This is a genomic window from Amycolatopsis sp. SID8362, assembly GCF_010550475.1.
Lineage (GTDB): Bacteria > Actinomycetota > Actinomycetes > Mycobacteriales > Pseudonocardiaceae > Amycolatopsis > Amycolatopsis eburnea.
The window spans coordinates 1-17,249 of the sequence record NZ_JAAGNB010001056.1 but is presented as its reverse complement, the minus strand read 5'-3'; the positions used below and the strand labels follow the sequence as shown (position 1 = coordinate 17,249).

Below are 17,249 nucleotides of genomic sequence, written 5' to 3'. Positions count from 1 at the left end.
CCGGCCGGCAGCAGCACGGCCGCGCGGAAGCCGAAGTGCGCGGCCAGCGGCGGCAGCCCCAGCGCCGCGACGCCGACGCCCAGCGGCTGGGCCGTCTGGCGGATCCCCATCGCGACGCCGCGCTCGGACTTCGCGAACCAGCCCATCACCACGCGGCCGCTCGCCGCGTTCACCGAAGCCGTGCACGCGCCGGCTGCCAGGAACACCCCAAAGAGGAGCCCGACCGAGTGATCGCCGACTCCGGCGTACACCAGGAGTAACCCCGAGGCACCCAGTCCGAGGGCCATGATCAGGCGCTCTCCGTAACGGTCCGCAGCCGCGCCCCACACGATCAGGGTGAACAACAGCCCAATGCTCGGCGCCGCGACGACCGTGCCGGCCTCGGCCAGCGTCAGCCCCTCGCCGGCCCGCATGGCCGGGACCAGGAACGGGAGGCCGTAGAGGAACGAGCAGCTCGCGGTCTGCGCGGCGAGGCCGAGCGCGAGGATGAGCCACCGCCGTGAACTCGCCTGCACCCGCTCCACCGAGCCGTCCGCGACCTGCGCCATCGTCGTCACCATCTCAAATATTGAGAAGTAATTCCTACATGGTGAACGATAGTTGGCATGGCTAAGGACCGCAAGGGCGAAGCGTGCCGGGTCAGGCCAGCGCGGCGTACCCGGGCTTGATCACGTCGTCGATCAGCCGGATCCGCGCGTCGAAATCGATGAAGGCGGATTTCATCGCGTTGATGGTGAACCAGCGGAAGTCGTCCAGGCCATAGCCGAAGGTCTCGTGCAGCGCGGCGAATTCGCTGGTCATCGTGCATCCGCTCATCAGCCGGTTGTCCGTGTTCACGGTCACGCGGAAGCGCAGCTTCGTGAGCAGGCCGATGGGGTGCTCGGCGATCGAGCGGACCGTGCCTGTTTGGACGTTCGACGTCGGGCAGATCTCCAGGGGGATGCGGCGGTCGCGGACATACGCGGCCAACCGTCCAAGGTGGACCGTCCCGTCCGCGTCGGCCTTGATGTCCTCGGCGATGCGCACGCCGTGCCCGAGCCGCTCGGCGCCGCAGTGCTGAATCGCCTCCCAAATGGACGGCAAACCGAACGCCTCGCCCGCGTGAATGGTGAAATGCGCATTGTTCTGCCGCAGGTATTCGAACGCGTCGAGATTGCGGGTGGGCGGAAATCCGTCCTCCGGGCCCGCGATGTCGAACCCCACGACGCCGGCGTCGCGGTACCGGACCGCGAGGTCGGCGATCTCGAGGGCGCGGGCGTGCTGCCGCATCGCGCAGAGCAACGTCCCGACACGGATGCTGCCGCCGTTCGCGGCCACCCGGCGAGTGCCCTCCGTGAACCCCGCTTGAACGGCCTCGACCACCGCATCGAGTGACAGACCGCGTTCGACGAACAACTCCGGTGCGTAGCGCACCTCGGCGTAGACGACGCCGTCGGCCGCCAGGTCCTCCACCGCTTCCGCGGCGACCCTGACCAGCGCATCCTCGGTCTGCATCACCCCGCAGGTGTGCGCGAAGGTCTCGAGGTAGGAAACGAGTGAGCCGGAGTCGGCCGCGCGGCGGAACCAGCCGCCCAGCTCGGCCGGATCGCTGGTCGGCAGTCCGCCGTAGCCGGTCTCGTCGGCGAGTTCGGCGACGGTCGCCGGGCGGAGACCGCCGTCCAGGTGGTCGTGCAGCAGCACCTTGGGCGCGCGGCGGAGCGTCTCGCTGGGCAGAACAGGGCTTTCGTCAGGCATCCCCCAACGGTAACCTCGCTGTCATTCCCCTACATGGCCGTAAGTCTCAGCCTCGGGCTAACCCTGAGCATCGAGGATCAAGGAACGAATCGGCCATCCGGGGGCAGCCTCCGCAATAGGCTCTTCACGGGGGCCATACAGACAGCAATTTTTGCAATCGATAAGCTTCGTGGCACGTCCCTCCATTTCCCCGCCGACGAAGGACACACAGCAGTGACCACTGACAACCACATTGCCGCCCCGTCCTTCGACCGGATGCGCAACATGCTGGTGCGCGCGGCCGAAGTGCGTGAGAGCGAGCAGCAGCAGATCTTCGACGCGCTCGACGACATCTACGCCCGCCTCGCGCCGGTGGACTCGCTGGGCGCGGTCCGCAAGCGGCTGTCCGAGCTCCCCGACCGCACCGAGGTCGGCGTGCTGGCCGAGCGCCTCGACGAGGCGATGTCCCGCCTCGAGGCCCAGGACAACGCCATCGCGGCGCTGACCCGGGCGATCGAGAGCCTCCCGGACAAGCTCGCCAAGCCCTTCGCGCAGCTGGACGGCCGCCTCGACGGCGTCGCGGCGCGCTTCGAGGGTGTCGCCGGGCGGATGGACGGCCTCGAGGACAAGCTCCAGAACATCCACCGTCGGCTCGACGAGCTGGGCGGCCACCTCGACAAGCAGGACGCCAAGCTCGACTCGATCCCGCAGGCGGTGACCGGCCCGGTCCGCGAGCGGATCGAGCAGGCCGAGGGCACGCTGCGCGACCGCGTCGACCACACCGACCACGAGCTGCGGGGCAAGGTCGACGAGCTCAGCCGCGTCACGCAGGAGCGCGTCGGCGAGCTGGGCCGCACCACGCACGAGCGGATCGACGCCAACACCGAGGCGCTCAAGGTGGCGCTGACCGAGACCGGCGAGATGATCGACGCGTCGGACCGCCTGGAGAACCTGGGCAACCGCCTCGAAACGGTCACCACCCGCCTCGACGACCTGACCGGCCGCCTCGACAAGGTGGAGGACGGCTTCCGCTCCGGCATCGGCGACCTCGACGGCGCGCTCAAGGCCGGGCTGTCCAAGGTCGAGGGCACGCTGTCCAAGCAGCCGGACACCGACTCGGTGGACACGCTGGTCCGCAAGAGCAACGACGAGAGCGTCCGCCGCATCGGCGGCCAGCTCGACGAGGCGATGGCGACGTTCGCGGAGCTGATGCTCGGCGGCGGCCCGGCCGTCCAGCAGATCGCCCCGCCGCCGCCGGCCCCGCGCCAGCCGCGCCGCAGCTCCCGCAACGGCCGCGCCCCGAAGCCGGCCGACGCCAAGGCCAAGTCCGGCGAAGGCGCCGAAGAAGCCACGGAGTAACCCAGCCCCACGAAGAGGCCCCGCCGGTTCACCCGACGGGGGCCTCTTACGTTGCGGAGTGACCGCTCCGCAACACTTTCCCTACGAAAGCTCCGCTTCGAGGGTCCAGAGGCGGAGCTTTCGTAGGGAAAGATGCGGCTTGGTCACTCGGGCGGGTGATCATCTTCGCGATGATCGTCACACCGTGCCGCGGATTGTCTCCTGGATGATCGGGGCCGGGGTGGGCGCGGACGAGGCGATCGTGAAGCTGCCGTCCAGGGCGGCCAAGGCCGCGGGGACCGCGTCCGGGGTGTCCGTGTGCAGCTCCAGCAGGGGCTCACCCTCCGTCACCGGCGTACCGGGCTTGGCCAGGCACAGCACGCCCGCCGCGGCCTGGACCGGGTCCTCCTTGCGGGCCCGGCCCGCGCCCAGCCGCCACGCCGCCACGCCCACCGCGTACGCGTCCAGCGAAGCCAGCACGCCCGAAGCCGGCGCGACGACCGTGTGGACGTGCGAAGGCGTCGGCAGCGGTGCCGACGGGTCGCCGCCCTGGGCGGAGATCATCCGGCACCAGACCTCGTACGCCTCGCCGGACGCCAGCACGGCGGCGGGGTCGACCGAGATCCCCGCCAGCGCCAGCATCTCCCGCGCCAGAGCGACCGTCAGCTCGACCACGTCCGCAGGGCCACCGCCCTGCAGCACGGCGACCGACTCCGCGACCTCCACCGCGTTCCCGACCGCCCGTCCCAGCGGGACGTTCATGTCGGTCAGCAGCGCCGTCGTCGGGACGCCGTGGTCGACGCCGATCGAGGTCAGCGTCGACGCCAGCTCACGCGCCTGGGAAAGCGTCTTCATGAACGCGCCCGACCCGAACTTCACGTCCAGGACCAGCCCGGACGCGCCCTCCGCGATCTTCTTGCTCATGATCGAGCTGGCGATCAGCGGGATCGACTCCACAGTGGACGTGACGTCCCGCAACGCGTACAGCTTCTTGTCCGCCGGCGCGAGCCCGGACGTCGCCGCGCAGACCACCGCGCCGACGTCTTCCAGCTGCGCCTGGATTTCCGAAGTGGTCAGCGAAGCCCGCCAGCCGGGGATCGACTCCAGCTTGTCGAGCGTGCCGCCGGTGTGCCCGAGCCCGCGCCCGGACAGCTGCGGCACCGCCGCGCCGCACGCGGCCACCAGCGGCGCCAGCGGCAGCGTGATCTTGTCGCCGACGCCACCCGTCGAGTGCTTGTCGACGGTCGGGCGCGACACCGAAAGGGACAGCCGCTCACCGGAAGCGATCATCGCGTGCGTCCAGCGGGAGATCTCGCCGTCGGACATCCCGTTCAGGAAGATCGCCATCGCCAGCGCCGACATCTGTTCCTCGGCGACGAGACCGCGCGTGTACGCGTCGACGACCCAGTCGATCTGCTCGTCCGAGAGCCGGCCGCCGTCCCGCTTGGTGCGGATGATGTCGACCGCGGCGAACGCGCTCACGGCAGGTCGTCCGGGCCGAAGGCGTCCGGCAGGACGTCGGACATCGGCAGCACGCCACGCGGCGTGTCCACCAAACAGGAAGACCCGCCCAGCTCGAACAGGATCTGCCGGCAGCGCCCGCAGGGCATCAGGAGGTCACCGGCGCCGGACCGGCAGGCGACCGCGACCAATCGACCCCCGCCGGACAGCCGCAGCTGCCCGGCCATCGTGCACTCCGCGCACAGCCCGAGCCCGTAGGACGCGTTCTCGACGTTGCACCCGGTCACGACGCGGCCGTCGTCGACGATCCCCGCGACACCCACGTGCAAACCCGAATATGGCGCGTACGCATGGGAAGCGGCTTCGATCGCCTGGGCGCGCAAGGCGTCCCAATCCACAGTGGACATCAGTCTTCACCTCGCCGGTACGGCTGGCCGTCGGCCTTCGGCGGCCGCAGCCGCTGCGAAGCCACCGCCAGCACGATCAGCGTCACGAAGTGCGCGGTGTACGGGATCAGGTCCGACGGCAGCGTGTCGTTGGCCCAGTAGATCGCGTACAGCACGCCCGCGCCGACGACGCCGAGCCCGGCCGCGATCCACTGCCGCCGGAACAGCTGCACGACGACGATCACGCCGACCAGGATCACCGCGCCGTACAGCAGCGCGAGCACCGCTTCGCCGCCACCGGAGAGCTGCAGGCCGTCCGCGTAACCGAACAGCGCCGCGCCGCCGAGCAGGCCGCCCGGCCGCCAGTTGCCGAAGATCATCGCCGCGAGGCCGATGTACCCGCGGCCGTTGGTCTGGTTCTCCAAGTAGTCCGCGCCGCCGCGCAGCAGCACCAGCGACGCGCCACCCATCCCGGCGAAGGCGCCGGAGATCAGCATCGCGATGTACTTGTGCCGGTAGACGTTGACGCCCAGGGACTCCGCGGCCACCGGGTTCTCGCCGCACGAGCGCAGCCGCAGCCCGAAGCGGGTCCGCCAGAGCACCCAGAAGCTGACCGGCACCAGGATGATCGCGATCATCGTCAGCGGCGCCACCTCGGTGACCAGGCCGCGCAGGATGCCGGCGACGTCGGAGATGCCGACCCGCTGCTCCTTCTCCAGGTCGCCGAGCCAGTCCGAGAGGAACGTCGCCGAGTAGGTGTCGAACTTCGGCACCACCGGCGACTGCCGCGGATTGCCCGACAGCGGCTCGAAGATCAGGTTCGCCAGGTACTTCGTGACGCCGAGGCCGAGCAGGTTGATCGCGACGCCGGAGACGATGTGGTTGACGTTGAACGTCACCGTCGCCACCGCGTGCAGCAGCCCGCCGAGCGCGCCGAAGACGAGCGCGGCCAGCAGCCCGGCCCACACGCCGCCGTAGTACGCGCCCCAGGCGGCACCCCAGGTCCCGAGGATCATCATGCCCTCGAGACCGATGTTGACCACGCCCGCGCGTTCGGCCCAGAGGCCGCCCAGCGCGCAGAGCAGGATCGGCAGGGCCAGGCGCAACGCCGTCTGCGCGGTGTTCGACGACGTCAGCGCGGCGACGCCGGTGGAGTACGACGCCGTCGAGAGGACGGCGATGGCGATGACCGCCCAGATGACCCCGCGCAGCCAGCCCGGGACCCGGGTGCGCTTGCGCCGCACCGGCATCGTGGTGCCGGACTCCGGTGAAACGTCGGTGATCACACCGCACCCCCTTCGGCGACCGAAGCGCCCTTGCGGCCGGCGAGCGCCCGGCCGACCCGGCGTTGCTCGGCCGCGAGGTCGGCGCGCCGCACGATCTCGTACGCCACGACGACCGACAGCACGATGATGCCCTGCATGATCGTCGCGATCTCCTTGGACACGTTGATCTGCTCCAGCGACACCGCGGAGGTGTCGAGGAACGCCCACAGCAGCGCGCCGAGCGCGATGCCGCCGGGGTGGTTGCGGCCCAGCAGCGCGACCGCGATGCCGGTGAAGCCGTACATCTGGGTCGAGGTGATGCCGTAGCTGAAGTCGCGGCCGAGCAGTTCCGGCATCGCGACCAGGCCGGCGACGCCGCCGGAGAGCAGCATCGCGATCAGCGTCATCTTCTTGGCGTTGACCCCGCCCGCGGCGGCCGCGGTGGTGGATTCGCCGGACGCCTTGAGCTCGAAGCCGAACCGCGTGCGGTTGAGCATGAACCAGTAGGCGCCGCCGATGATCGCGGCGATGAAGACGAACCCGAACAGCGTGCCCGAGCCGAGCGGGATGCCCGGGATCCGGCCGGACGGCTCGATCACGCGGGTGCCGATGTTGTTGCCCGTCTGCACGCCGAACTGGTCGGCGTTGATGAGGAAGGCGATGATGCCACCGACGATCGCGTTGAGCATGATCGTCGCGATCACCTCGCTCACCCCGCGGGTGACCTTGAGGATCGCCGGGATCGCCGCGTACGCCGCGCCGGCGACGACGGCCACGATCAGGATGACCAGCGTGTGGAGCACCGGCGGCAGCTTGAGGGCGCCGCCGGCGATGGCCGCGACGACCGCGGCGAACCGGTACTGGCCCTCGACGCCGATGTTGAAGAGGTTCATCTGGAAGCCGATGGCCACCGCGAGCCCGGACAGGTAGTAGACCGTCGCCAGGTTCACCGTGTCGACCGCGGTGGAGCCCTTGAACATCTGGCCGATCATCGTGCCGTACGCGTTCAGCGGGTCGGCCCCGGAGATGATCAGCGCGATCGCCGACAGCAGCACGGCGAAGACGATCGCCAGCAGCGGTGGCAGCAGTTTCGTGCGCCAGGACGTCATTCCTCGTCACCCTCCCCCGCGCCGGTCATCGCGGAGCCCAGTTCCTGCGGGGTCACGGTGGCGGGGTCGGCCTCGCTGACGAGGCGCCCGCGCAGCATGACCCGGATCGTGTCGGACAGGCCGATCAGCTCGTCGAGGTCGGCGGAGATCAGCAGCACCGCGAGCCCGGCGGCGCGGGCCTGGCGGATCTGCTCCCAGATCAGCGCCTGCGCGCCGACGTCGACGCCGCGCGTCGGGTGCGAAGCCACCAGCAGCACCGGGTTGCCGGACAGTTCGCGCCCGACGATCAGCTTCTGCTGGTTGCCGCCCGAGAGCGCCGCCGCCGGGACGTCGATGCCCGGGGTGCGGACGTCGTAGTCGCGGACGATGCGCTCGGTGTCGGCGCGGGCGCCGGCGATGTCGAGCAGCTGTCCCTTCGAGACCGGTTCGCGGGTCTGGTACCCGAGGATCCGGTTGACCCACAACGGTTGCTGCAGCAGGAGGCTGTGCCGCGTGCGGTCTTCGGCGATGTAGCCGATGCCGGCCTCGCGCCGCGCCAGCGTGCCCGCCTTCGTCAGGTCACGCGCCTGACCTTCGGCGTCGACCAGCTCGATCGTGCCGCCGGACGGCTTGCGCATGCCCATGATCGTCTCGACGAGCTCGGTCTGCCCGTTGCCCTCGACACCGGCGATGCCGAGCACCTCGCCCGCGCGCACGGTGAAGGAGACGTCGTCGAGCGCGTTGCGGTCGGAACCCTCGGCGCCGAGCGTCAGGCCGGTCAGCCGCAGCACGTCCCGGTCGGTGACCGTGGACTCGCGGGTCTCCGGGCTGGGCAGCTCCGAGCCGACCATCATCTCCGCGAGCTGCCGGGAGGTGATCGTCTTCGGGTCGGCGGTCCCGACGGTCGTGCCGCGCCGGATCACCGTGACGGTGTCGGCGATCGCGCGCACCTCGTCGAGCTTGTGCGAGATGAAGAGGAAGGTGTAGCCGTCGGCCTTCATCTCCCGGACGGTCGCGAAGAGCGCGTCGACCTCCTGCGGCACGAGGACCGCGGTCGGCTCGTCCAGGATGATGATCTTCGCCCCGCGGTAGAGCACCTTGACGATCTCGACGCGCTGGCGGTCGGCGACGCCGAGCTCCTCCAGCAGCGTGTCCGGCTTGGCGTGCAGGCCGGTCCGCTCCGCGAGCTCGGCCAGCCGCGCGCGGGCGGCGCGGCCGATGCCGTGCAGGCCCTCGGCGCCGAGGAAGACGTTCTCGCCGACGGTGAGGTTGTCGGCGAGCATGAAGTGCTGGTGCACCATGCCGATGCCGGCGCGGATGGCGTCCTGCGGGTTGCGCAGCTTCACCTCGTCGCCGTTGATCGCGATGGTGCCCTCGTCCGGCGGCTGCATGCCGTACAGGATCTTCATCAGGGTGGACTTGCCGGCGCCGTTCTCGCCACAGATGGCGTGCACCTCGCCGGCGGTGACGGTGAGGTTGACGTCGGAGTTGGCCACCACGCCGGGGAATCGCTTCGTGATCCCGGTCAGCTGGACGGCGGGGGCGCCCCGGTCGGGGACGGCTTCGGCCGGGGCCTCGGCAGTGCTCATGGGCGGGAGAATTCCATATCTCGTCTAAACGCGTGAGGGGCCCGGAGGAAAAATTCCTCCGAGCCCCGACGCGTGCTGAGCTACTTCTGCGGCTTGTCCGAGACGGTGATCGCGCCCGAGATGATCTGGGCCTTGTAGCCGTCGAGGACGTCCTTGATGTCGTCGACCTTGCCACCGGAGGTGGCGTAGCCGACGCCGTCGACCTTGAGGTCGAACCGCTTCGGCAGGGTCGTCAGGTCACCCTTGGCGAGCGCCTGGACGTAGTCGAAGACGGCGACGTCGACGCGCTTGAGCATGGACGTGATGATGACGTCCTTGTCGGCGGCGACGGTCTTCTGGTTGTACTGGTCGGAGTCGACGCCGATGGCCAGCGCGTTGCCCGCCTTGGCGGCGTCGAACACGCCCTTACCGGAGGCGCCGGCGGCGTGGTAGACCACGTCCGCGCCCTTGGCGATCTCGGCCGCGGCCTTGACGTTGCCCTTCGCCGGGTCCTGGAACCCGGAGAAGTCACCGGCCGGGGTCAGGTAGTCGTCCTCGATCTTGATCTTGGACGAAACCGTCTTCGCGCCCTGCAGGAAGCCGGCCTCGAACTTCTGGATCAGCGGGGTGTTGACCCCGCCGACGAAGCCGACGTGGCAGTTCTTGCTCTTGTACGCGGCGGCGACGCCGGCCAGGAACGAGCCCTGCTCCTCGGCGAAGACCAGCGGCGTCACGTTCGGGAGCTGGATCGAGTCGTCGTCGACGATCGCGAACTTGGTGTTCGGGTACTTCGCCGCGACGACCTTGACCGACGGCGCGTACGCGAAGCCGACCGCCACGATCGGGTTCATGCCGGAGGCGGCCATCTGGTCGAGGCGCTGCTGCTTGGCCGACTCGGCCTCGCTGGCGGACGCGGTGCTCTCGTTGACCGTGGTCACGCCGAGCTCGGCCTTCGCCTTGTCGGTGCCCGCGGCGGCGGCGTCGTTGAAGGACGCGTCACCGCGGCCGCCGACGTCGAACGCCAGGCCGATCTTCAGCTTGCTGCCGTCGACCTTCTCCCCGGCGGCCGCCGAGCTGCTCGCCGCGGCGGGCGCCGCGGGCGGCTTCTGCGCGGTGACGCAGTCGGAACCGCCCGAAGAGGCCGCGGTGTTGTTCGAGCTGCTACCACCGCTGGAGTCCTTGGCGCACCCGGCCAGGGCGAGCACCCCGGCCATGGCCGCGGCGGCCAGCGCGGTTCCACGCATGCGACGCAACGTGTTTCTCCCTCCCCGCTGATCCAGCGGATGTCCAGGGCACGACCGGGCCCACTGCCGGGTCGACTGGTGGACCGTACCCAACGGACAGGAATGCGCCATAGGAACGGCACGCTACGTAACACAAACGTTTACTCACGAGTCGCGCGCGCGACCGGATGAGCACCCACCGTGATCAAAAGGGGCACGGGGCGCTTCTTTCGGCGGACTCCCGGGCTGGGGGACGGCCGAAATGCCGTTTGCTGTCACGCAGTGTGCCAGGCCGACCGAGGAGTGGACCACCCCGATCACTCTGTGAGACGAACCTGGATCCACTGCTCGTCCGAATCGTTCCAGTGCGGTTCCGGGGCGCGCCACCCGATCAGGCGTCAGCCGGGCGGGCGAGCCGGCGCCGGACGGCGGCGGTGCGTCCACAGTGGACCCGCCGCGCTGTGACGGCGCCCACAACCGGTCTGTACCCAGGTGTCTGGTCCATCACAGAGAGGAACCCGGAGGTGAGCCGTCCGTCCGGGTCGGGTCTAGCATCCCTTCCATCCACGCTCGATGACCCTTGATCTCGGCATTGCCGCCGTAGACGTCCCAGGTGGACGGCGACGATCAGTGCGGACCTCACCGGTCACCCGGGCACATAGTCAGACGTTGGAGGCCGTTCACCGATGTCCACCACGGCGAGCACTGCCACCTCGGCAGGGGCGAGCGATCGGGCGGGTGCCTCACGCCGGCAGGGAACCTTCTACCGGGGCGACCCCGGCATGTGGTCCTGGGTGCTGCACCGCATCACCGGCGTGCTCACATTCTTCTTCCTGTTCGTGCACGTGCTCGACACCGCGCTCGTGCGCGTGTCGCCGAACACCTACGACCAGGTCATCGAGACCTACAAGACGCCGATCGTGAACCTCCTCGAGGTCGGCCTCGTCGGCGCGGTCCTCTTCCACGCGCTGAACGGCATCCGCGTCATGCTGGTCGACTTCTGGTCGAAGGGCCCCAAGCTGCAGAAGGCGATGCTGTGGGTCATCGGCGTGGTCTGGGTCGTCGTGATGGTCCCCGGTGCCTTCTTCATGCTGAAGCGCACCGCCGAAACGCTCTTCGGGGGTAACTGACATGGCCGACCTCGCCCTCGCGAACCCCCGCGCGCCGAAGCGCCCCGCCGCGCGCCGGAGCAACTTCGAGCTCTACAGCTGGCTGTTCATGCGGATCTCCGGCCTGGCGCTGGTCATCCTGGTGCTCGGCCACCTGCTGATCATGAACATCCTCGACGGCGGTGTGCACCGGATCAACTGGGGCTTCGTCGCCGGCCGCTGGGCTTCGCCGTTCTGGCAGTTCTGGGACCTGGCCATGCTCTGGCTCGCCGAGATCCACGGCGGCAACGGCCTGCGCACCATCATCGACGACTACGCGCGCAAGGACAGCACGCGGTTCTGGCTGAAGATCGTGCTGTACGTCTCGATGGTGCTGATCCTGGCCGTCGGCACGATGGTGATCTTCACCTTCGACCCGAACATGCCCGCGAACTGACCCCCGGAGACCTCCCACCATGCAGTTCCACAAGTACGACGTGGTGATCGTCGGCGCCGGCGGCGCCGGGATGCGCGCGGCCATCGAGTCCGGCCAGCGCGCCCGCACCGCGGTCCTCACCAAGCTCTACCCGACCCGGTCCCACACCGGCGCGGCCCAGGGCGGCATGTGCGCCGCGCTGGCGAACGTCGAAGAGGACAACTGGGAGTGGCACACCTTCGACACGGTCAAGGGCGGCGACTACCTCGTCGACCAGGACGCCGCGGAGATCATGGCCAAGGAGGCCATCGACGCGGTGCTCGACCTGGAGAAGATGGGCCTGCCGTTCAACCGGACGCCCGAAGGCAAGATCGACCAGCGCCGCTTCGGCGGGCACACGCGTGACCACGGCAAGGCCGCGGTGCGCCGCGCCTGCTACGCCGCGGACCGCACCGGTCACATGATCCTGCAGACGCTGTACCAAAACTGCGTCAAGTACGGCACGGAGTTCTTCAACGAGTTCTACGTGCTCGACCTGATCCTGTCCGAGGACGAGAACGGCAACCCGGTCGCCTCCGGCGTCGTCGCCTACGAGCTGGCCACCGGCGAGCTGCACGTCTTCCAGGCGAAGTCGATCGTGTTCGCCACCGGCGGCGCGGGCAAGATCTTCAAGACGACGTCGAACGCGCACACCCTCACCGGTGACGGCCTCGGCATCATCTTCCGCAAGGGCCTGCCGCTGGAGGACATGGAGTTCTTCCAGTTCCACCCGACAGGTCTGGCCGGGCTCGGCATCCTGATCTCGGAGGCCGTCCGCGGCGAGGGCGGGATCCTGCGCAACGCGTCCGGCGAGCGGTTCATGGAGCGCTACGCCCCCACCATCAAGGACCTCGCGCCGCGCGACATCGTGGCGCGCTCGATGGTGCAGGAAGTGCTGCAGGGCCGGGGTTGCGGGCCGAACAAGGACTACGTCGTCCTCGACGTCACGCACCTGCCGGTCGAGGTCCTCGAGACCAAGCTGCCGGACATCACCGAGTTCTCGCGCACCTACCTGGGCGTCGACCCGGTGAAGGAGCCGGTGCCGGTGTTCCCGACCTGCCACTACGTGATGGGCGGCATCCCGACCAACGTCCACGGCGAAGCGCTGCGGGACAACGAGAACGTCATCCCGGGTCTCTACGCGGCGGGCGAGGTCGCCTGCGTGTCCGTGCACGGCTCGAACCGCCTGGGCACGAACTCGCTGCTGGACATCAACGTGTTCGGCCGCCGCGCCGGCATCGCGGCCGCCGAGTACGCGCTGGCCCACGAGCACGTCGAGCTGCCCGAGGAGCCGACCAAGCTGGTCGAGGAGCAGCTGGCGGGCCTGCTGTCGGAGCACGGCGACGAGCGCGTCGCCGACATCCGCAAGGAAATGCAGCAGACGATGGACTCGCACGCGTCGGTGTACCGGACCGAGGACACGCTGAAGCAGGCGCTGACCGACGTCCAGGCGCTGAAGGCGCGCTACCAGCGGATCACCGTGTCGGACAAGGGCAAGCGGTACAACACCGACCTGCTCGAGGCCGTCGAGCTGGGCTTCCTCCTGGAGCTGGCCGAGGTCCTGGTCGTCGGCGCCCTGGCCCGCAAGGAGTCCCGCGGCGGCCACGCCCGCGAGGACTACCCGACCCGCGACGACACGAACTTCATGCGGCACACCATGGCCTACAAGCAGGGCACTGGCCTGTCGTCCGACATCCGGCTCGACTACAAGCCGGTCACCTTCACCCGCTACGAGCCGATGGAGCGGAAGTACTGATGACTAGCGTTGCTGAAGCTCCTGCTGCTTCTTCGGACTCGGACCACACCCCGATCACGGTCACGCTGAAGATCCTGCGGTTCAACCCGGAGGTCGACACGGAGCCGCACTGGGAGTCCTACGACGTCCCGGCCCAGCGCACCGACCGCCTGCTGAACCTGCTGTTCTACGTCAAGGACTACATCGACGGCACGTTCTCGTTCCGCCGCTCGTGCGCCCACGGCGTGTGCGGGTCCGACGCGATGCAGATCAACGGCATCAACCGCCTGGCCTGCAAGGTCCTGATGAAGGACCTGCTGTCGAAGGACGGCAAGCAGACGACGATCACGATCGCCCCGATCAAGGGCCTGACGACGTTGAAGGACCTCTACGTCGACATGGACCCGTTCTTCGAGGCGTACCGCGCGATCAAGCCGTACCTGATCACGTACGGCAACGAGCCGACCCGCGAGCGCATCCAGTCCCAGGCGGACCGCGACCGGTTCGACGACACGACGAAGTGCATCCTCTGCGCGTGCTGCACGTCTTCGTGCCCGGTGTACTGGAATGACGGGTCGTACTTCGGGCCGGCGGCGATCGTGAACGCCCACCGGTTCATCTTCGACTCCCGTGACGAGGGGGCGGAGGAGCGGCTGGACATCCTGAACGATGGTGAAGGTGTTTGGCGCTGCCGGACGACGTTCAACTGCACGGACGCGTGCCCGCGCGGGATCCAGGTGACGAAGGCGATCCAGGAAGTGAAGCGCGCGCTGCTGTTCAAGCGCGTCTGACGCCTCCGCTCCGCTCCGGCTCAAGAGCCGTGAAGGCCTCCTTACCGGCATTTTTGCCTGGGAAGGAGGCCTTCACGGCTTTCGGCAGTTATCCACAACGGGGCGGTTGTCCACAGGCTGGTGAGTTGGGGCTGGTGCCCCGTGGGCCTTGGTCAGGACGATGGGACGGTGCCGAGACAAGGAAGACGCGCGAGTCATCTGTTGTCGCTCCGCGAACGGAGCCACAACGGTGTCGCGCGGGCCGCGGATCTGGAATCCGCCGGGATCGACAGCAAGACCATCTACCGCCGGTGCCTTCCCGGCGGGCCGTGGCGACGGCTGCTCCCCGGCATAATCCTGCTCCACAACAACGAACCGACCGCGGATCAGCCCGCCACGGCAGCGTTGCTCTACGCCGGAGCCGGTGCGCAGATAACCGGCACGGAAGCGTGCCGACGCCACGGCCTGCGGGCAGCTGAGCTGCCGACAGCCGATCTGCATCTGCTGATTCCCCACCAGCGCAAGGTCCGCAGCACCGGTTTCGTCACCATCGAACGCACGCTGCGGCTGCCGGCTCCGGTGGTCCGGAACGGCTTTCCGCTCGCTCCGCTGATCCGTTCCACGACGGACGCGGTGCGCCGGCTCCAAGACCTGGAACAGAGCACCCGGCTGCTGATCGAAGCGATCCAGCGCGGTCGGTGCGCACCTGCCGCACTGCTGTGGGAGCTGAACGCCGGAACGCAACGGGGAACTGCGGTTGCGCGACGACTGCTGACCGACTGGACGGACGTCCGATCGATGGCCGAAGTGCGGGCAAAGGCCCTGAGCGATCGCCTGGCGGTGCCGCCGAGTCACTGGAACGTCAATCTCTACGACGCCACCGGCCAGTACATCGCTTGTCCCGACGCGTGGTGGGACGACGTCGGCCTCGCCTGGGAGATCGACTCGTTCGAATTTCACTTCGCCCGCACCGCCTACGCCCGCACGCTGGAGCGGAACACGAGATACGCGGCAGCCGGGATCTCGGTCGTCCAATCCCTGCCTGCCGACCTCACCCGCGATCCCACCGGCGTCATGGCCATGTTGGACAAGGCCTATCGCACAGCCCAGGCGAGCCCACGCCCGTCCGTCCACCTGGCTCAGACGGCCTGAATGCCGTGAAGGCCTCCTTACCGGCATTTTTGCCCGGTAAGGAGGCCTTCACGGCAATTGGCTAGCGCACCGCGTCCAGGGCGTTGACCAGGCCGTGGCCGTAGTACGAGTTGTTCTTCGCCGGGCCTGTGCACTCCGTCTCCGTTGACGCGCACTTCACCACGTCCGCCTCGCCCTCCAGCAGCCGGGTGATGAACGATGGCGGTGCCCCGCGGAACTTGGACGCCAGCAGTGCCGCCACGCCCGCCGCGTGCGGGGAGGCCATCGATGTGCCGCACTTCGAGCCGTACAGGCCGCCGAACACCGTTGTCGACAGGGGGCAGGCCGGGCCGGCGCCGTCCGGGGGCGTCTGCGAGAAGTCTCCGCCGGGAGCCGTGACATCAATGGAGCCGTAGTTGCTGAACGACGACTTCGTGCCCGCGTAGCCCACCGAGGACACCGTCACCACGCCGTCGATCGCCTTCGGGAGGATGCCGCAGGTCGAGTCCACCGGGTGGGGCCGGTTCGGATCCGTGGTCTGCTTCGTCGTGTCGAAGCCCGAGTTGCCCGCTGCCGACACGTTCAGGACGCCGTGGCGGGTCGAGAACTCGATCGCGCGGCGGACCGCTTCGTACGCCGCCGCGTCGCCCGGTTCGCGGGAGCAGAAGAACATGCCCGGGTCGATGTAGTAGCTGTTGTTCGTCACCTGGAAGCCGTGCTTGGCCGCCCACACGAAGCCGCAGACCGCGGACTCCGGGAAGATGTAGCCGTCGTCGTTCACGACCTTCACCGACGCCAGGCGGACGCCCGGTGCGATGCCCGTGAAGCCCGCTGCCGGGTCCTTGCCCGCGATCGTGCCCGCCACGTGCGTTCCGTGGTCGGACGTCGTCGGGGCCCACGAGGCCGGAGTGAGGTCCGGCGCGCCGCTCACACACCCGGCCGACGAGGACGCCGAGACGGCGTTGCGAAGCGCCGGGTGCGTTGCGTCGATGCCCGAGTCGAGGACGCCGACCGTCACCGAACTGCTGCCCTGGTTGATCTTGTTGGCCTCGGGCGCGTGGATCGCCTTCATGTCCCACTGCTGCGCCGACAGGTCACCCGAAGCAGCGAAAGTCCGCGTGTCCTCCAGCGTCCGCACGGCACCCAGTGACGAGCGCGCCGAAGCCGCGGATGCCACGTCCTTGCCGCCCGAATAGGCCCGGTAGACGCCGATCTTCTGCTGGAAGTCCGCGTTGCGCGAGCTGGCGATCGCGACGCCGATCTCGGCGTAGTACGCGACCTTCGTGCCGCACTTGGCCGCCAGCTCCTTGTCGACGGCCGACGCGCGCGTGCCCGGCTGGTACGTCACCACGTAGGTGTACGGCGTGCTCGTCGTGTCGCAGGTGACCGGCGCGGCCTCCGCGGCCGGCGCCGCCGCGAACAGGCCGCCCCCGACGGCGAGCACGAGCGGGGCCGCCATTCGGCGTAAACGGGACATTCCACCTCCAGAGTCGGTGGCGTCAACCTAAACCGGCCCCGGAGCGCGCGCCACCGACCAAAGTCAGGAGGAGGCCCGCGTGCGCACGCCGCGCCAGCCCAGCACGCCGATGATCGTGCCCAGCACGAACGAGACGACGGTCAGCACCGCGTGCACGATGAAGTACGCGGTCGGCGAGCCGTCGGGCGCCCAGGCCCGGTCGCTCTCCCACAGGTTCTTGGCGAACGTGATCCAGATGATCCACGACCACACGCCGAAGGCCAGCAGGAACAGCGAGGTTCGTCGGGAAAGGCGCATGCCCCTGAGTATGCGCCGAGGGCCGCGGCGCTAGATTGCGTGGGTGCACTCCGCTGTCTCCCGGTCGCTCAAGGTCTTCACGACGACGCTCGCCGCCGCCCTCCTGGCCCTGGGCACCCCGGTCGCCGCCGGCGCGGCGCCGCAGCAGCAGGGCCAGTGCGCCAACCACCTCGCTCCCCCGCCGCCGGTCGACACGTCGGAGAAGCCCGCGCCCGGCAAGCAGGCCCCGCCGCC

General features: G+C 69.2%; 16 protein-coding genes and 1 pseudogene. 7 read left to right on the top strand and 10 right to left on the bottom strand.

All coding sequences use genetic code 11. The features are described 5' to 3' along the window. Both G3I65_RS32975 and G3I65_RS32970 read right to left on the bottom strand, forming a co-directional pair. Nucleotides 1–548: MFS transporter (locus tag G3I65_RS32975; RefSeq protein ID WP_160699561.1), on the bottom strand; the 548-nt coding region annotated here is incomplete at its 3' end. Between the two features lie 91 nt (nucleotides 549–639). Next, nucleotides 640–1,734 carry an adenosine deaminase gene (locus tag G3I65_RS32970; RefSeq protein ID WP_160699560.1) on the bottom strand — a complete coding sequence of 365 codons (1,095 nt, stop codon included), beginning with the start codon at nucleotides 1,732–1,734 and terminating at the stop codon, nucleotides 640–642. Between the two features lie 213 nt (nucleotides 1,735–1,947). Here G3I65_RS32970 and G3I65_RS32965 point away from each other — a divergent pair, with 213 nt between their 5' ends. Continuing rightward, nucleotides 1,948–3,072 carry a PA containing protein gene (locus tag G3I65_RS32965; protein ID WP_160699559.1) on the top strand — a complete coding sequence of 375 codons (1,125 nt, stop codon included), beginning with the start codon at nucleotides 1,948–1,950 and terminating at the stop codon, nucleotides 3,070–3,072. Between the two features lie 177 nt (nucleotides 3,073–3,249). Here G3I65_RS32965 and G3I65_RS32960 read toward each other — a convergent pair whose 3' ends face one another. The 6 genes from G3I65_RS32960 to G3I65_RS32935 all read right to left on the bottom strand — a co-directional run bounded on the left by G3I65_RS32960 (nucleotide 3,250) and on the right by G3I65_RS32935 (nucleotide 10,063). Further along, nucleotides 3,250–4,533: a thymidine phosphorylase gene (locus G3I65_RS32960; RefSeq protein WP_160699558.1), complete on the bottom strand. Its 1,284-nt coding sequence runs from the start codon at nucleotides 4,531–4,533 to the stop codon at nucleotides 3,250–3,252. After that, the gene (locus G3I65_RS32955; protein WP_160699557.1) at nucleotides 4,530–4,919 is read right to left on the bottom strand and encodes a cytidine deaminase; all 390 of its coding nucleotides are present in this window, start codon (nucleotides 4,917–4,919) and stop codon (nucleotides 4,530–4,532) included. Before G3I65_RS32955 ends, G3I65_RS32960 begins: the two co-directional genes overlap by 4 nt. Continuing rightward, the gene (locus tag G3I65_RS32950; RefSeq protein WP_160699563.1) at nucleotides 4,919–6,148 is read right to left on the bottom strand and encodes an ABC transporter permease; all 1,230 of its coding nucleotides are present in this window, start codon (nucleotides 6,146–6,148) and stop codon (nucleotides 4,919–4,921) included. Before G3I65_RS32950 ends, G3I65_RS32955 begins: the two co-directional genes overlap by 1 nt. A gap of 32 nt (nucleotides 6,149–6,180) precedes the next feature. Continuing rightward, nucleotides 6,181–7,272, bottom strand: a complete 1,092-nt coding sequence (locus G3I65_RS32945; protein ID WP_160699556.1) for an ABC transporter permease — start codon at nucleotides 7,270–7,272, stop codon at nucleotides 6,181–6,183. Further along, the gene (locus G3I65_RS32940) at nucleotides 7,269–8,840 is read right to left on the bottom strand and encodes an ABC transporter ATP-binding protein (RefSeq protein WP_160699555.1); all 1,572 of its coding nucleotides are present in this window, start codon (nucleotides 8,838–8,840) and stop codon (nucleotides 7,269–7,271) included. Before G3I65_RS32940 ends, G3I65_RS32945 begins: the two co-directional genes overlap by 4 nt. A gap of 80 nt (nucleotides 8,841–8,920) precedes the next feature. Beyond that, the gene (locus G3I65_RS32935; protein ID WP_160699554.1) at nucleotides 8,921–10,063 is read right to left on the bottom strand and encodes a BMP family protein; all 1,143 of its coding nucleotides are present in this window, start codon (nucleotides 10,061–10,063) and stop codon (nucleotides 8,921–8,923) included. A 665-nt stretch (nucleotides 10,064–10,728) separates the two neighbouring features. On the opposite strand from G3I65_RS32935, the gene sdhC reads away from it, so the two are divergent. From sdhC to G3I65_RS32910, 5 genes are all read left to right on the top strand, one after another. Continuing rightward, nucleotides 10,729–11,172 (top strand): succinate dehydrogenase, cytochrome b556 subunit, encoded by a 444-nt coding sequence (sdhC, locus tag G3I65_RS32930; RefSeq protein WP_125307346.1) that lies wholly within the window; start codon nucleotides 10,729–10,731, stop codon nucleotides 11,170–11,172. Nucleotide 11,173: 1 nt separating this feature from the next. Further along, nucleotides 11,174–11,587, top strand: a complete 414-nt coding sequence (locus G3I65_RS32925; protein ID WP_086861783.1) for a succinate dehydrogenase hydrophobic membrane anchor subunit — start codon at nucleotides 11,174–11,176, stop codon at nucleotides 11,585–11,587. Between the two features lie 19 nt (nucleotides 11,588–11,606). After that, entirely contained in the window at nucleotides 11,607–13,361 is a 1,755-nt protein-coding gene (sdhA, locus tag G3I65_RS32920) for a succinate dehydrogenase flavoprotein subunit (protein ID WP_160699553.1), read from the top strand. Beyond that, nucleotides 13,361–14,131, top strand: coding sequence for a succinate dehydrogenase iron-sulfur subunit (locus G3I65_RS32915; protein WP_125307348.1), 771 nt, complete (start codon nucleotides 13,361–13,363; stop codon nucleotides 14,129–14,131). The genes sdhA and G3I65_RS32915 overlap by 1 nt, the downstream gene beginning before the upstream one ends. Nucleotides 14,132–14,332: 201 nt before the next feature. Beyond that, nucleotides 14,333–15,262: a hypothetical protein gene (locus G3I65_RS32910; RefSeq protein ID WP_163046796.1), complete on the top strand. Its 930-nt coding sequence runs from the start codon at nucleotides 14,333–14,335 to the stop codon at nucleotides 15,260–15,262. 61 nt (nucleotides 15,263–15,323) lie between these two features. On the opposite strand, the gene G3I65_RS32905 is transcribed toward G3I65_RS32910, so the two are convergent. Continuing rightward, nucleotides 15,324–16,718 (bottom strand): S8 family serine peptidase, encoded by a 1,395-nt coding sequence (locus G3I65_RS32905; protein WP_166640877.1) that lies wholly within the window; start codon nucleotides 16,716–16,718, stop codon nucleotides 15,324–15,326. Between the two features lie 63 nt (nucleotides 16,719–16,781). Further along, nucleotides 16,782–17,015 carry an SCO4848 family membrane protein gene (locus G3I65_RS32900; protein ID WP_160699551.1) on the bottom strand — a complete coding sequence of 78 codons (234 nt, stop codon included), beginning with the start codon at nucleotides 17,013–17,015 and terminating at the stop codon, nucleotides 16,782–16,784. Between the two features lie 43 nt (nucleotides 17,016–17,058). Between G3I65_RS32900 and G3I65_RS32895 the strand changes: the two are divergent. Further along, a pseudogene (locus tag G3I65_RS32895) lies at nucleotides 17,059–17,249 on the top strand (peptidase M15); the annotation flags it as partial.